The 15,085-nt window shown below is 42.4% G+C and carries 15 protein-coding genes; 3 read left to right on the top strand and 12 right to left on the bottom strand.

Annotated features, from left to right (window positions below):
* Nucleotides 1–52 precede the first annotated feature (52 nt).
* The 8 genes from BDD43_RS04905 to fucP form a co-directional block, all read right to left on the bottom strand.
* Nucleotides 53–3,592 carry a gliding motility-associated C-terminal domain-containing protein gene (locus BDD43_RS04905; RefSeq protein WP_121196691.1) on the bottom strand — a complete coding sequence of 1,180 codons (3,540 nt, stop codon included), beginning with the start codon at nucleotides 3,590–3,592 and terminating at the stop codon, nucleotides 53–55.
* 226 nt (nucleotides 3,593–3,818) lie between these two features.
* The gene (locus BDD43_RS04910) at nucleotides 3,819–4,832 is read right to left on the bottom strand and encodes a zinc-binding alcohol dehydrogenase family protein (protein ID WP_121196692.1); all 1,014 of its coding nucleotides are present in this window, start codon (nucleotides 4,830–4,832) and stop codon (nucleotides 3,819–3,821) included.
* A 111-nt stretch (nucleotides 4,833–4,943) separates the two neighbouring features.
* Nucleotides 4,944–5,732, bottom strand: coding sequence for an L-fucose dehydrogenase (locus tag BDD43_RS04915; protein WP_121196693.1), 789 nt, complete (start codon nucleotides 5,730–5,732; stop codon nucleotides 4,944–4,946).
* Nucleotides 5,733–5,752: 20 nt separating this feature from the next.
* Nucleotides 5,753–6,589, bottom strand: coding sequence for an amidohydrolase family protein (locus BDD43_RS04920; protein ID WP_121196694.1), 837 nt, complete (start codon nucleotides 6,587–6,589; stop codon nucleotides 5,753–5,755).
* Nucleotides 6,576–7,433, bottom strand: coding sequence for a fumarylacetoacetate hydrolase family protein (locus BDD43_RS04925; protein ID WP_121196695.1), 858 nt, complete (start codon nucleotides 7,431–7,433; stop codon nucleotides 6,576–6,578). The genes BDD43_RS04920 and BDD43_RS04925 overlap by 14 nt, the downstream gene beginning before the upstream one ends.
* 98 nt (nucleotides 7,434–7,531) lie before the next feature.
* On the bottom strand, nucleotides 7,532–8,296 hold the full coding sequence (locus BDD43_RS04930; RefSeq protein WP_121201879.1) for an SDR family NAD(P)-dependent oxidoreductase: 765 nt from the start codon (nucleotides 8,294–8,296) through the stop codon (nucleotides 7,532–7,534).
* Nucleotides 8,297–8,310: 14 nt separating this feature from the next.
* Nucleotides 8,311–8,640 (bottom strand): L-rhamnose mutarotase, encoded by a 330-nt coding sequence (locus BDD43_RS04935; RefSeq protein WP_121196696.1) that lies wholly within the window; start codon nucleotides 8,638–8,640, stop codon nucleotides 8,311–8,313.
* A gap of 13 nt (nucleotides 8,641–8,653) precedes the next feature.
* Nucleotides 8,654–9,967 (bottom strand): L-fucose:H+ symporter permease, encoded by a 1,314-nt coding sequence (gene fucP, locus BDD43_RS04940; RefSeq protein ID WP_121196697.1) that lies wholly within the window; start codon nucleotides 9,965–9,967, stop codon nucleotides 8,654–8,656.
* 141 nt (nucleotides 9,968–10,108) lie between these two features.
* On the opposite strand from fucP, the gene BDD43_RS04945 reads away from it, so the two are divergent.
* Nucleotides 10,109–11,050 (top strand): AraC family transcriptional regulator, encoded by a 942-nt coding sequence (locus tag BDD43_RS04945; protein ID WP_121196698.1) that lies wholly within the window; start codon nucleotides 10,109–10,111, stop codon nucleotides 11,048–11,050.
* A gap of 42 nt (nucleotides 11,051–11,092) precedes the next feature.
* Here BDD43_RS04945 and BDD43_RS04950 read toward each other — a convergent pair whose 3' ends face one another.
* Nucleotides 11,093–11,956, bottom strand: a complete 864-nt coding sequence (locus BDD43_RS04950) for an SDR family oxidoreductase (RefSeq protein ID WP_121196699.1) — start codon at nucleotides 11,954–11,956, stop codon at nucleotides 11,093–11,095.
* 11 nt (nucleotides 11,957–11,967) lie between these two features.
* Between BDD43_RS04950 and BDD43_RS04955 the strand changes: the two genes are divergently transcribed.
* Both BDD43_RS04955 and BDD43_RS04960 read left to right on the top strand, forming a co-directional pair.
* A complete protein-coding gene (locus BDD43_RS04955) occupies nucleotides 11,968–12,651 on the top strand; it encodes an OmpA family protein (RefSeq protein WP_211339656.1) in 684 nt (227 codons plus the stop codon).
* Between the two features lie 182 nt (nucleotides 12,652–12,833).
* Entirely contained in the window at nucleotides 12,834–13,682 is an 849-nt protein-coding gene (locus tag BDD43_RS04960) for a dienelactone hydrolase family protein (RefSeq protein ID WP_121201880.1), read from the top strand.
* A gap of 94 nt (nucleotides 13,683–13,776) precedes the next feature.
* Here the strand turns inward: BDD43_RS04960 and BDD43_RS04965 are convergent, their stop codons facing one another.
* The 3 genes from BDD43_RS04965 to BDD43_RS29895 all read right to left on the bottom strand — a co-directional run bounded on the left by BDD43_RS04965 (nucleotide 13,777) and on the right by BDD43_RS29895 (nucleotide 15,042).
* Nucleotides 13,777–14,352: a YceI family protein gene (locus BDD43_RS04965; protein WP_121196701.1), complete on the bottom strand. Its 576-nt coding sequence runs from the start codon at nucleotides 14,350–14,352 to the stop codon at nucleotides 13,777–13,779.
* A 241-nt stretch (nucleotides 14,353–14,593) separates the two neighbouring features.
* Nucleotides 14,594–14,800 carry a hypothetical protein gene (locus tag BDD43_RS29670; protein WP_147425576.1) on the bottom strand — a complete coding sequence of 69 codons (207 nt, stop codon included), beginning with the start codon at nucleotides 14,798–14,800 and terminating at the stop codon, nucleotides 14,594–14,596.
* Nucleotides 14,801–14,880: 80 nt separating this feature from the next.
* Complete coding sequence (locus BDD43_RS29895) at nucleotides 14,881–15,042, bottom strand: hypothetical protein (protein WP_162846986.1); 162 nt, start codon at nucleotides 15,040–15,042, stop codon at nucleotides 14,881–14,883.
* Between the last annotated feature and the right edge of the window lie 43 nt (nucleotides 15,043–15,085).

The following is a 15,085-nucleotide window of genomic DNA, read 5'->3' on the forward strand; positions in this document are numbered from 1 at the left end:
ATTGTTTAGCTATTTACGGTTGTTTTAACCCGTGTTTATAATTTCAATTTACTTAGCGGACAATAGTTAAGTTACCCGATATTAGTGTACATGGCACATGCAGGTTAATTACATAATAATAACTACCTGTTGGCAGCGGGTTGCCTTTAAATGTTCCATCGAAGGCTTTTGGATAATCGGTTGATTCGAATATCAGTTGGCCCGATCGGTTGTAAATTTGTACCGTAGTGCCGGGGAATTTTTCGAGGCCTGTTATTTTCCAGGTGTCGTTATAACCGTCGCCATTCGGTGTTATGGTATTGCCCATGCTAACATCAACCAATATCACTTCAACATGTACTTTGGTGCGTGCGCTTTCGCAAGTGCCTACATTAAAGCTAACATAATAATCGCTGGTTCTTTTCACATTTAAAGTAAACTGGCCGTTGGTGCTTGTTTGGGCAGGCACAGCATCATCATAATTTTGATATAGCTTGTAAAGATTATTTGTCCCCGACTGCGGGTTTTTTACAAATAATACTAACTGTTGCGGGTCGCAAATACGTTGATTACTTAATTCGGGTGCGGGCGGCGTAAATGGTATATCATCTATATGGAAAGGCCCTATTTTAAAATCGCATGAGGTTTGGTCGGTAACCCGTAACGAATAATCCCCTTTGCCTAAATTACTTAAACTGGTGGTACTGCCGCCAAAAGGTTTTCCATTGGCGTCTGTCCAATGGTAAGTATATGGCGGTATGCCACCGGTCATGTTTATAGCCGATATTGCGCCGAACATCTGCCCGCATTGGTCATTTGTAGTTGTTGGCGTGTTGGTGGCACTCATTAACGGTATATCGACAACAACGATATCTCTCAATAACACCGATGTACATCCGGCTCCTTTGTCGGTAACGGTGAGCGTGTATTTCCCGGGTTTGGCATTAAGGTAATCTTGTCGGGAACTTACCAAAATGCCGTTTTGATCTGTCCAAGCATAAGTTGCAGGAGTGACAACGCCAAATGTTGTGGTAATGCTGCCATTATTGCCTTGGCCACATGTTACATCTTTTACATGGGGTATAACTGTGAATACGTCGGGCGGCAAATTCGGAACGTTAAATGTTCCGTCACCAAAGCACCCTGATGTAGGATTAACGGCGTGCAGGTTGTAGGACCCTGGTAAAAGTCCGGTTAAAATCAGTTTATTTTTAAATTGAGGAAGTGCTGCGCCATTTGGCCCAGTCCAGGTAAATTCGGATGCGTTTGTAATACTGGAGAGGGGGACATTGAGTAAACCATTTGCGCCATTTGCGCCGTTACATGTGTATGCGCGTGTGGTGTAAATATTGGTATTTACAAATACAGATTGTGTTTCTCCAACAGTGAACGACATTGAGTATGGGCATGTTCCGTCATCGGATAATGTTAGAGTATAGATACCCGGTGGTAGACTATCTACGTCGAGTTTGTAACTGAAAATATTCTGTTTGTTATCTCTCCATGTTGTCTTTGTAAGACCTAACCCGGGCTTCGTTTTAATACCAAAAATATGCCCATTATTAAACCCACATTCTGCAGCATGAATATCAATGTGTGAGAGGTCAAAATCAGGGCCGGGCAAAGCTTTTATCGTTATCGTATCTTTAGAAATTACGGGGGCACAATTTAGGGCATCCGTAATTTGCAATGTATATTTACCCGCTGGCACATTGGCAGCGGCATTTGGCTCGCTACCATAGGCTACCGTCACTCCCGCATCGTTCACCCATCTTAATACCTTAGTCCCTGTACCGCCGGAGTAAATAGCGCTAACCGGAAAAGTTATTTGTCTACAAGCCGGTGTTGGAGTAATGAGTTGCTGTATTGTGATTCTCTGGTCAAATATTTCAAACAGTTGCGTGGCCTTTTGGCAACCACCCGGATATTGGACGGTTAATTGATATACCCCCGGCAATAATTGGTCAATATTTTGTGTATCGCCAACAGGTTTAAAACTACCATCTTCTTCCTTTCTATCCCAATGGAACAAAATACCGTCGCGCGGTTGTATTATTGTTAAGCTGCCGTTGTATGCACAAGTGTATTCTTTTTTAACATAATCTGTAGCGGCTATGGCAAGCGACGAAAACGGCGATGTGTTTTTTTGCGCAGTAGTTGCCGTTGCAATTACCGAACGGCTTATAGCAGCAGAATACGACCATTTGCCCGAACCATCCGATTGTACAGTAGTAATGTATTCTTTACCCTGGCAAAGGCTTCCCGCGCAATCATCCGAGTAAAATAATTCGATAGCCGAATTTGGCGTGGCCACGCCCGCAACCATATCGCTACGGTAAGTAAGCACCTTAACATAAGGTACCTGGTAATAGCTTGATGTTACCGCTATGCCTAAACCGCTATTACAAAATATGCTGTTTTGGGTAATTAATACCTGGCTGCTATTTACAACCTCAACACCATAGGTGTTATGGCCAATGTAATTAGCATCGGTGCCGGTGCCGCCAATGGTGCCGATAGCACTGGCGTCCGACCGAATACCTTCGTAGTTACCCAGATCGGCCGTACCTGTAACATCGGTACCAATTTTATTGTTCTTGATGCTGTAGGTTGCGTTGCTGATAAATACACCGTACCCAATTTGCCCCGAAATAACATTACCGGCTATATCAACAGAGGTGAGGCTGTTTGTATAGCCCGAAACGATGTTAACACCATAGGTTTTTACAAATGCTGCCGCCAAAAACAGAGGGTCTTGCTTATAATCAATAGTGCCCGAGTAATCGGTACCAATTTTATTGTTTTTAATGGTTATGGTTTGAAGCGTTGCCGTGTAATAATAATTAGACCGGTTTACATTTATATTGGTAACGCCGCTGGCTATAACATTACCCATTTTAGCATCGTCGCCCCCAATGGTAATGGTGCTAAAGTTGTTAACATTAATACCATTTATATTACTTACCAGCGTTTTACCATCTTCGGCAAGGCCGATGATGTTACCCTGAATGGTAATATCGGCTGATATTGCGCTGGAGTAGTAATAATATCCGCTATAAATAGCATTTACGGTACCGCAAATAATGTTGCCTTTACCGGGAGCACCTATTTTTACACCAGATGCATTACCTTGAAAAGTAATGCCCGAGCCTTGCGAAGTATTATAAGTGATAAGGTTGTTTATTTGTGCAAAATTACGAATGTATAAGCCGTATATCTCAACACCCTGGGTAACCACGCTGGATGAATAATCGCCGGCTATTACCAGGCCGCTAAAATAAGCCGGAGAGGTTTCGGGCTCTATAATTACACGTGCGCCCGATACGCCAAACGCTATACTGGGCTGTGTTGTTCCGTCAATTATTACATTGGCGGTAACTAAGGGCAATTGCGATTTTAGCCTGATTGTACGATCGGAAGTTAACGAACCCGCTAAATTAAAGGTAATAATATCCTGAACGGTTGTGCCATTGGCCTGCGCCTTGCCTAAAGCCTCGCGTAGTGTTCCCGGGCCAGCATCTGCCTTCTCCGTTACAACAAATGTATCCGCAGAAGCTGCCTTAACAAGTAATAAAATAAAAGCGATGGCAAATAACGTTTTTTTAAAGTGCATATTGTAGATAAGATGCTCTAAAAATACACTTTTATTGATATTAGTTCAACTATATTTAATTGTTAACCGTAAATTATATTTATCTTAACCCGCTGAGTATGGGCCCTTATTAAACAAATGCGGATAACAGCAGGCCATTAAATGGCACCATTATCCGCACGCTATCATCATTATATATTTTGTGGCAGTTGTTTATTACTATGCTTTAAAACACCACCCCAATAACCTACAACTCAACCATTGCCTTAATAACTCCGTTTTTGGGGTCAAGCCAGCTGGCGAAATTATCTTTCACCTCATCAAATTTTACGCGGTGGGTAATGTAATTGGTAGGGTCAACCAATCCCTTTTTCATGCTGGCTATAACGTGCTCAAAATCGGCACGGGTGGCATTGCGGCTGCTCATTAACGTGGCCTCGCGTTTATGAAACTCGGGATGGCTAAAGCTTATTTCGCCTTTTTGCAGGCCCACTAAAACATACCGTGCGCCATGAGCCATATATTGAAAGGCGTTGGTAATAGCTTTTAAACTACCTGTGGCATCAATAACTACCGTTGGGTAATCATTGTTAGTTATCTGGCGCAGCATGGCATCGGCATCGTGGGTGGCGGCGTTAATGGTGTGGTGTACCTTTAGTTTGTCTTTACAAAAGTCTAACCGGTTTTGGTTAATATCCATTGCAATAACTTGCGCACCGGCTATGCGGGCAAATTCCATAATACCCAAACCTATAGGGCCGGCACCAACAACCAATACAAATTCGCCGGGTTGTACACCCGCGCGGCGCACTCCGTGGGCACCAATAGCAAGAGGCTCAACCAATGCCAGTTCATCGGCACTTAAACCCTCGCCGTGTATTAGTGAATAGCTTGGCACCGATACATATTGCGCCATTCCGCCATCAATATGTACGCCAAAAACTTTAATATTGGTACAGCAATTAGGTTTTCCGCTTCGGCAGGCTATGCAGGTACCATCGTTAAAGTATGGTATAAATGTAACTGCTTCGCCTTTAGTAAAACCGGGAGCATCGTCAAAATCAACTAACTCCCCGCCTAACTCGTGGCCCAAAATGCGCGGATAGCTAAAAAAAGGCTGTGTACCTTCAAAAGCATGCAAATCGGTACCGCAAATGCCTATCCGGTTTATTTTGATGATGGCCTGGCCGGGTGTTAACTCCGGCATTACGCCTTCTTGATATTCAAACTCGCCGGGAGTTGTGCATACTAATGTTTTCATGATATAACCCCTCTATATCTTCCCCGTTAGGAGAGATTTTAATTTTGTGTCGTTATTTATAAATTAAGATATCAAAAAACCCTCCCTACCGGGAAGGGTGGGTGGGGCTGTTTACGCGTTTGCCAGCGCCCTGTCCAAATGAACATAACCACCGTCTACATGTACTATTTGGCCGGTAGTGTGGCTTGAGCGTTCCGAAAGTAAAAATGCGGTAGCGTTCCCCAGTTCCTCGGCGGTTGTCATCCGGTTTTCAAAAGGTATTTTGTTGGTTATTTCTTTTAATTTTTCTTCGGGGTTGTCCAGTCCGTTTATCCAGGTATCGTAAGCGGGTGTCCAGCACTCGGCAACAACAATTGCGTTTACACGGATGCCGTATTTTAACAATTCAACCGCCCACTCGCGGGTTAATGCATTACGGCCACCGTTTGCAGCAGCATAGGCCGATGTATTTCCCTGGCCGGTTTCGGCAGTTTTAGAGGTAATATTTAATATCGAACCCTTTGATTTTTTTAATTCGGGCAGCGCATAATGGGCCATTAAATAATAATGAACCACGTTTTTATGTAACGATGCCATAAAGGCTTCGTAAGTGCCGTTTTCCAACCCAACGCCATCGTTAACACCTGCATTGTTTACAAGGCCATCAATACGGCCAAAGTGCGCTATAACAGCCTCAACTGCTTTTTTACAGTCTTCAGGATCAGACAACTCGGCCTCTACCTGGAACGCCTGACCGCCATTTGCCTGGATTTGAGAAACTACGGCTTCGTTATCCTCCTTTTTACGGCCAACTATTACCGGTATAGCACCTTCGCCGGCTAAAACCTTGCTTATACCCTCGCCAATACCCTTAGCACCACCGGTTACTATGATAACTTTGTTTTTAAGTAATAAATCCATATCTGTTTCCCTAAAGGGTTTTATTGTTTTAAACTATAAAATTCGGATGCGTTACCACCCCAAAATGCAGCCTGTTCGGTGGCTGATAGCCTGGTTGTGTATTGCTCAACAATGCCTTTCATGCTGGCATAGCTGGCGGCAACCTGGCAAACAGGCCAATCCGACCCAAACATTAATCTTTCTGCGCCAAAGGCCTCAAAAGCTACATCCATATACGGGAAAAAATCTTCGGCTTTCCAGTTTTTCCAGTCGGCCTCGGTTACCATGCCCGATACTTTGCAGTATAAGTTATTGTGTTTGGCCAGGTTGCGCATATCGCGCCCCCAATCGTCAATCTTGCCATCTTTAATATAAGGCTTGGCCAAATGGTCTATTACAAATTTTTGATCTGGGAAAGCTGCTGCAAACTCGCTTACATATTGCAGTTGATCTGGAAATATCAAAATATCGTAAGTGAAGCCATGCTTTTTTAATTGGCCAATGCCGTTTTTAAAAGCCGGTTTTAGCATTAACGCGCGGTCTTGTTCGCCCTGCAATACATGTCTAAAACCTTTCATCAGGTTAACCTCACTATAGTACTCCAACCTTTCGGCAATATTATCTGCCCGCAGGTCAACCCAGCCCACAATGCCTTTAATAAAATCGTTACCATTGGCCAGGCCCAACAAAAAGTCGTTTTGGATTTCCGATTGATCGGCCTGTACCGCAATACAGCCGTCTATACCGTTATCGGCCAATACAGGTTGCAAATCGGCAGGTAAAAAATCACGCTGAATTACACGCATTTCATCATTGATCCAGCTATCTCTAACCGGGTCAAACACCCAAAAATGCTGATGCGAATCAATACGCGGCATAGGCCTTAACGGTTTGTTTAGAGGTTCCAAGTCCATCAATACCCAACTCAACCACATCGCCGGGTTGTAAGTAAATTGGCGGTTTAAAGCCCAGGCCAACACCTGCCGGTGTACCTGTTGATATGACGTCGCCGGGCAGCAAAGTCATAAACTGGCTTAGGTACGATATCAAGAACGGCACTTTAAATATCAAATTGGCCGTTGTGCCGTTTTGCATGCTTGTGCCGTTTACGGTTAACCATACACGTAAATTGTCAACGTCGGTCATTTCATCGGCTGTAGCCAAAAATGGACCAATTGGCGCAAATGTATCGCAGCCTTTGCCTTTGTCCCAGGTGCCACCGCGCTCTATCTGGAATTCACGTTCGGATACATCGTTATGCAATGCGTAGCCTGCAATATATTGATGTGCATCTGCCTCGTTAACATAACTTGCTTTTTTACCAATTATAACCGCCAGTTCTACTTCCCAATCGGTTTTAACGGAGTTTTTAGGGATAATAATATCATCAAACGGACCAGCCAATGCTGTGGTGCTTTTCATAAAAATAATGGGCTCCGCAGGTATGGCCGCTCCTGTCTCTTTGGCATGATCGGCATAGTTTAACCCTATACAAACAATTTTAGATGGCCTTGCCACCGGGCTGCCCAAACGTGAGCCTGCTGCAATTGGTTTAAGCGATGCCTTGTTGGCATCAACAAAAGCTGCCAGGCGGGTTAATCCGTCGGTTTCAAAAAATTGCTCGTTATAATCTTCGCCAAATGCCGAAGTATCAAAATATTCACCATCAAGCACAACACCTGTTTTTTCTTTGTTAATTTCTCCGTATCGTATAAGTTTCATAAAGCCCCCTCTAACCTCCCTAAAGGGAGGGATTAAAAATTTATTTGTGATTTTACCGCATTCCACGCCTCTCCTTTGGAGAGGCCGGATGAGGCTTTTTAATTATTTAATTTTATAAAGCCGCCATCAATATGATAATCGCAGCCGGTGATGAATGATGCTTCGTCCGAGCATAGGTACAGTATTAAGTTGGCAATTTCTTCGGGGTTACCCATACGGCCAATAGGTTGAGATTTGGAAAGTTTATCAAACATTTCGTCCTCTTTGCCGGGATAGTTTTTCGCAATAAAACCATCTACAAATGGTGTATGTACCCTTGCCGGGGATATTGAATTACAACGAATACCCTCGGCCAGGTAATCGCGTGCGGTTGATAGTGTCATCCCGTGAACGGCTCCTTTACTCATGCTGTATGCAAACCTATCGGCAATACCAACTACCGCACCTATTGACGACAGGTTTAGTATAGCACCGCCACCGTTTGCTTTCATAATGGGCAGTGCGGCGTGCAGGCAATTGTAAACGCCTTTTACGTTAATGTTAAATACCCGCGTAAAATCCTCTTCGGTAGTGTTATCAGCGCGGCCAACGTGGGCTATGCCAGCATTGTTTACCAGCAGGTTAACCATACCAATATGATTGAAAATAGCACTCACCTGTTGTTGGTTGCTCACATCGCAGGCGTGGGCATAGGCAATGCCGCCTTCTGCTTTTATCTCATCAACTACGGCCTCGCCTCCCGGCAGGCTCAAATCTAAAATATGGACTATAGCACCCTGTTTTGCAAACACTTTGGCAACGGCTTTACCTATACCGCTGCCACCACCTGTAACAACTGCTATTTTACCTGTTAAATTTAAAATTCCCATTATTCTAATTAAAGTTGAAAAATTTTATTCATAAAAACCCATTTCTCGCCGGGTTTAGAACCGGGGATTGCTTGCTGAAACTTCCACATCAATTGCTCCCACTGCTGCACCTTGGCGTTAGCGGCGTCCATTGCCGCCTTGCGCTCAAACGTAAAACTATCGTCGGTTTCCATTATCATGAACAAACGCGTACCGAAGCGATATATTTCCATATTGGTAATACCCGAACCATTAATACTATCCAATATCTCGGGCCAAACCTGGCGGTGTTGTTCATCATATTCGGCTATCAGCACTGGGTCGTCAATAAGGTCGCAGGCCAAACAGTATTTATTCATAGGTGTAAACTATTTATCCTAAGTTGCCAGGGTCAATAGCGGTTTCTACATCGGTTTTACTGATAATTTTATATCCCGATAATCCAAAAACTGCAATTACAACAAAACAAACTAAAGGCACAATATAGCCATTCTGAATATTGCCAGTCGCGTCGCTAATCATCCCAAAAAATCTGGGAATAATTGCACCACCAACAATAGACATAATAATTAAACTGCTGCCAAACTCGGTATCGCCACCCAAGCCTTTAATACCCAAGGCAAAAATTGTTGGAAACATGATGGACATAAAAAAGCATATACCTATGGCATTGTAAACGGTTATCATACCATGCCCGGTAATGGCAACAGCACAAAGAGCCACATTAATAATGGCATAAATTGCCAGTAAAACATTAGGCTTTATAAATTTCATTAAAACTGTTCCTGAAATTCTGCCAATTAAGAATGCGGCTCCGCAAACACCTAAATAATCGGCTGCTTTAACTTCTGTTATACTTGCAGACTTTGTAGCATATAAGATAAACAAACTAAATACCGACACCTGCGCACCAACATAAAAAAACTGTGCAACAACCCCCCATGACAAATGCTTGTGCTTAAATGCATGAAAAATGCTTTGGCTGGTTGGATGCTCTTCTGTTTGTTGAATTTTGGGAAGTTTTGTAAACGAAAAAGCTAAAGCGATAATAACCAATATAGTGCCTAAAATTATATACGGCATCTTTACCGATGAAGCCTCTGCAGCTAAAGCCAGTTTGCGGGCTCCTTCTGTCATGGCATTTAGCTGGCCGTCAGTATAACCTTTTGTTAAAATTATTCGTGCCCCAGCAATAGGAGCAAGTGCGGCAGCCAGTCCGTTAAATGATTGTGCAAGGTTTAACCTAAATGTTCCTGTTTCGGGATCGCCCAAAGCGGTGGCGTAAGGGTTGGCTGCGGTTTCGAGAGTAGCCAATCCGCAGGCAATTATAAATAGTGCTATCAGAAAGAAAGTGTATGATTGCGTATTTGCAGCCGGAACAAATAAAAAGGAACCCAGTGCAAAAGTTAAAAGCCCGGTAATAATGCCGGTTTTATATCCAAACTTTTTCATGAGGACACCTGCCGGGATGGCCATAATAAAGTAAGCGGCAAAAACAGCCGAATCAACCAGCGTGGCCTGAACGGTGGATAAGGTAAACGATTTTTTTAAATGTGGTATTAATATTGGGTCGAGGTTATGGGCAAAGCCCCATAAAAAAAACAACGAAGTAATAAGGATGAAGGCAAACGTTTGCCCTTTATTGTTACCTGTTTGTTTTACAGGTGGAGTTGCAATTGGCTGCATAGGTTCTCACGGTTAAAATTTAAATTGGTTATACAAAGAAAGAATGTTTTACCGGATATCAATTCTTTTGATTTATTTAAATAATAACTTATTTTGGCATATAAATAACACTTTTATTCATATTTGCGAGTTTTTAGTTTAATGAAACCACAACTGCTTAAAGTTACCAATGGCCCGGCCCACTCGTTCAGCATACGGCAGGATATCTACCCGTATGTTAATAACCATTGGCACTATCACCCCGAAGTTGAGCTGATACACATCCGTAAGGGTACAGGCACGCAATTTATTGGCGATAACATTAAACGCTTTAGCGAGGGCGATGTAGTTTTAGTGGGATCATACCTGCCGCATTACTGGCGATATGATGACTTGTATTTTCAGCAAAACGCCGAAGTTTATGCCGATGCCGCCGTTATACACTTCCTTGAAAACTTTTGGGGCGACCAGTTTTTGAGCCTCCCCGAAAACAAGCCTATTAAAATGTTACTCGAAAAAGCCAAACGCGGCATCCATGTTACCGGCAATACCGCTAAAGCCGTGGCTGCATTAATAAAAAAAATGGTTAATGCCGATGGTGTGCAGCGCATTACCATTTTGATAGAATTACTTTCGGAGATAGCGGCTTGCAACCAGCTTGTTTTTTTATCATCGATAGGTTTCCGTCATGATTTTAACGACGTGGAGAACGAACGTATCAACGCCATTTATGAATATTCGCTTGCAAATTTCCGCAACAAAATACAGCTTAAACAAATTGCCGATGTGGCCCGCATCAGCGAAAACTCGTTTTGCCGCTATTTTAAATCGCGTACACGTAAAACCTACTCACAGTTTTTAATTGAGATACGCGTTGGCGACGCCTGCAAACTGCTAATTGAGGATAGGTTGAGCATTAAGCAAATTTGTTTTGAGTGTGGCTTTAATAACCTGGTTGGGTTTCACAAATACTTTAAACTCATTACCGGCAAAAGCCCGTTAAGCTACCAAAGGGAATATACTAAATTATCCCGGCAAGAAATAAGAGTAGTAAATCAAGACGAAAAGCCAAAAACAGTGCCCTTAAACAGTGCCGTTACATAAATGACGAAACTCTTATTTTTATCATTTTATTGCAATGGTTACCTATAATGGCTTAAACGTATAACCTAATTGCTGCATTAACTTTTCTGCATCAATAACCTTCCATTCCAGCAACTCATCAACAAACTGCGGTTCGGCCAGCCCGGCATTTTTTGCAGCTTCGGTATAAAACTCAGCTTTAGTGGGGTGCTGTGGCGCGGCGGCGTGGTAGGTTTCCCCATAAACATCTCGTTCCAAAATTAATTTAATAATCCCTAAACAATCGTCCAGATGTATTAAATTAACGGGGGCCCGGCCATTAGGGATGTCCTTTTTGCCGGCAAACCAGCGCGATGGGTCGCGGGCGGGGCCTATTAGTCCGCCAAAGCGGATAACCGTGGTTTTAAAATTTGAATTTAGCGTAAATATCCTTTCGGACTGTAATAAGGGCGAACTTTCGTCAACCGCATCAACCCCGGTTACAATATTATTGAGTTCGGGATATACAGATGTTGAGCTAATAAAAATAACTTTTTTAATACCCGATGCTGCAACTACCTCAGCGAGGTTGCGCATCTGCTCCAAATATTGGTTGGCAGTTTGCCGTTTCAACCCCGGCGGTACATTAATAAGCAATACTTCCGAATCCCAAAATTTACTACCTTTTAACAAGCCGATGTTAGATAATTGTACTAAAAAAGCTTCTATTTCGTTATCCGATAGTAAATTAACCTTATCGGCACGGGTAGTTGAGCCCTTTACCTTCCAGCCGTTGGCAATGAGGCTAATAGCTAAGGGTAGGCCCAGCCATCCGCACCCTAAAATGCTTATATTTTTTTCCAAAACAGGTATTTTAAAAGGCAAATGTATCATAAAATAATTTTGGCATTTCATTTGTATATTTACCGAAAACACAGTGTAATTCATTATAATTGATTATGAGATCGTTCAAATTAAAATTTACAACATTTAGCATTGCATTGGCAACAGTTACCATGTTGGGTACAAGCTGTAACTCGTTAACAAAAACGCAAAAAGGCACAGCCATAGGCGCGGGTGCAGGTGGCACCATTGGTGCTTTAATAGGTAAAAGAGCAGGCAATACCGCTTTGGGTGCCATTATTGGTGGTGCATTAGGTGGTACAGCTGGTGCCTTTATTGGCCGCAATATGGATAGGCAGGCTGCCGAAATAAAAAACACCGTACCTGGTGCAACTGTTGAAAGAGCTGGCGAAGGTATTATTGTAAAGTTTGATTCGGGTATATTGTTCGATATTGATAAAACAGCTTTAAAGCCTGTAGCAAAAACAGATATTGAGCAGTTATCGGCTTCGCTGAAAAGTAACCCGCAAACTAATATTTTAATTGTTGGCCATACCGATAACACAGGTACACCAGCCCATAACATGGATTTATCAATACGCCGTGCCGAGGCTGTAAAAGCATACGCAGCAGCAGCCGGGGTTGATCCGTCTCGCTTAACTACCCAGGGCAAAGGCGATACCGAACCTATCGCCGATAACACAACTGTTGACGGGCGTACACAAAACCGCCGCGTTGAAATTGTAATTGTAGCTAACGATCAAATGAAAGATCAGGCTAAGCAGGTTGTAAAAAACTAAAATAGCTTATACTAGCATTGCAGAGGCCTTTTGATTTAAAAACCAGAAGGCCTCTTTTTTATTTAATCCAACTAAGCTTTTTAACACATACGCTTGTAGTAAGCAAATCCCCAAAAATCTACCGTAACCAAATAAACAATAATTGCGTAATTTGGTTACAAATTCAATATAAAACCAACTTCATGAAAAAATTATTGCTCACCATTTCTACAGTTTTAACTTGCACAATGGTTTATAGCCAAACCAGGGGCCCGGTAGCCAGTTGCCACCCCAGTGCCACACAACAATTTGCTATGCTGGCATCCGATAAAAAGTTTGTAATGGCGCATCCCAATCCAAAGGTTATTCATTTTCAAAGCAGTATTGGTAAGGCCATAACTTACAAAACTGCCGACGGCAAAAGCGCCAGTGCTTATGAGTTTAAAGCTAAAAAGGCAACCCGAACTTACCTGTTTGTAATACATGAGTATTTTGGTTTGAACGATTATGTGAAAAAAGAATCGGAAAGATTGTATACCGAATTAGGAGATGTAAATGTTATAGATCTTGATTTATACGATGGCCAATCAACCGCCGACAGAGCCGAGGCCGCAAAACTAATGCAAGCCGTTAAAGAAGATAGGGCACAAGCTATTATAAAAGGTGCCCTTGCTTATGCAGGGCCAAAGGCACGTATTGCAACCATTGGCTGGTGCTTTGGTGGTGGCTGGAGCTTGCAAAGTGCATTGCTTGCCGGTAAACAAGCTGTTGCATGCGTTATGTATTACGGAATGCCCGAGCAAAACGTAAATAAGCTAAAAACCATAAACTGCGATGTACTGGGTAACTTTGGAAATAAAGACCAATGGATAAACCCTAAAGTTGTTGCAACTTTTGAAGAAAACATGAAAACAGCAGGCAAAAAGTTAACCGCTTACGAATACGACGCCGACCATGCTTTTGCAAACCCAAGCGGCCCTAATTTTAAAAACGATGCCGCTACCGAAGCCAATGCACGCACGCTGGCTTTTTTAAAAACCAAGATCAAATAAAATCAGTCAATCTCAATAAAACAAAAAAGCCCTTGCCAACGTGGTTGGATCAAGGGCTTTTTTTTAAGGCTATATGCCTTACAGCGTTTTAAGCTTACATTTTATCAAATTCGGTATTAGCAGCAAGCGTAATTTCGTCGCTCAACATTGCCGAACCAAAACCTGTACCTACACCAAAATCTTTACGGTTAAATGTTCCGCTAATTTTAAAGCCGGCAACTGGTTTTTTGTTCATACCCACACCTTGGCGCAAAGTAGCGTTTAAAGTTACCGGTTTAGTAACACCGTGTAAAGTTAAATTGCCGGTTACAACATAGGCATTAGCAGATACCTTTTTAAACGAAGTGCTTTTAAAAGTAATAGCCGGGAATTTGGCCACATCTAAAAAAGCATCGCTTTTTACGTGTTTGTCGCGTGCTTCCTGGTCGGTATTAACGCTTGTAGCATCTGCAGTAAGTTCAACGGTAGCACCGTTAAAATCGTCGGTTGCCGAAGTGATTGTTGCATCTGTAACTTTAAATGATCCTTCAACATCAGATACGCCCATGTGGGTAATAGTAAAGCCTAATTTTGAGTGAGCTTTGTCAATTCCCCAAGTTGATTGTGCGTTTGACGTAAACGAGAATAAAATTGCCGACATGGCTACTGCCACCATTGTTACTTTTTTCATGATCTTTTTTTGTTTTTTGATTTTTTTATGAATGACTAATATATATTTTACTATTTAATTACCGGGATAATTTATATCTCCCCCTTTGAGAGGCAAACATACAAACAAAACAATATATGTTGCAACATGTAAATGTAAATTTATCCGCGCTAATTTTATCAACTCCTAAGAGCTTAATTAACGATGTGTTTAATTTACAGTTCAAAAAAAAAGCCGCTCAAAAATGAGTGGCTCCTGTATTCTAATACCTGCGATGATGCACGCGGTGGCGCGCATAATAATGATGGCGGTAGTTACCATGGCGATAAACAGGCCGGTGCCTAACAACAACACGGCGATGAACGGGCTGGCCAACACGGGCCCTAACTACTACTTGTGCATTTGCATCTGCCGTAGCAAAAAAGCAAATGGCCACAATGGCAAAAGCTACTATTCTTAAAATTTTCATGATTTTAAATTGTTTGTTGTTTAATAAACTACAACCGGCATTTTGTTAAGCCCGGATGAGTATTGTTAATTGATTACCTGTTAATAGTTGCGGTAATGATGGTCGTTATCGTTATCATGATCGTGCCTCCTTTGTTCATTATGCTGTTTCCTCCTGCTTTCCCGGGCTTGCATAGAGCAGCTTTGCAATGCAACACTGGCAAAAAACAAAAGTGTTAACAATTTAAAAATCGATCTTTTCATAGTTACAAATGTTAATTATAAGTTGAACAGCAAACCAGTTAAA

It is taken from the genome of Mucilaginibacter gracilis (genome assembly GCF_003633615.1).
GTDB classification, from domain to species: domain Bacteria; phylum Bacteroidota; class Bacteroidia; order Sphingobacteriales; family Sphingobacteriaceae; genus Mucilaginibacter; species Mucilaginibacter gracilis.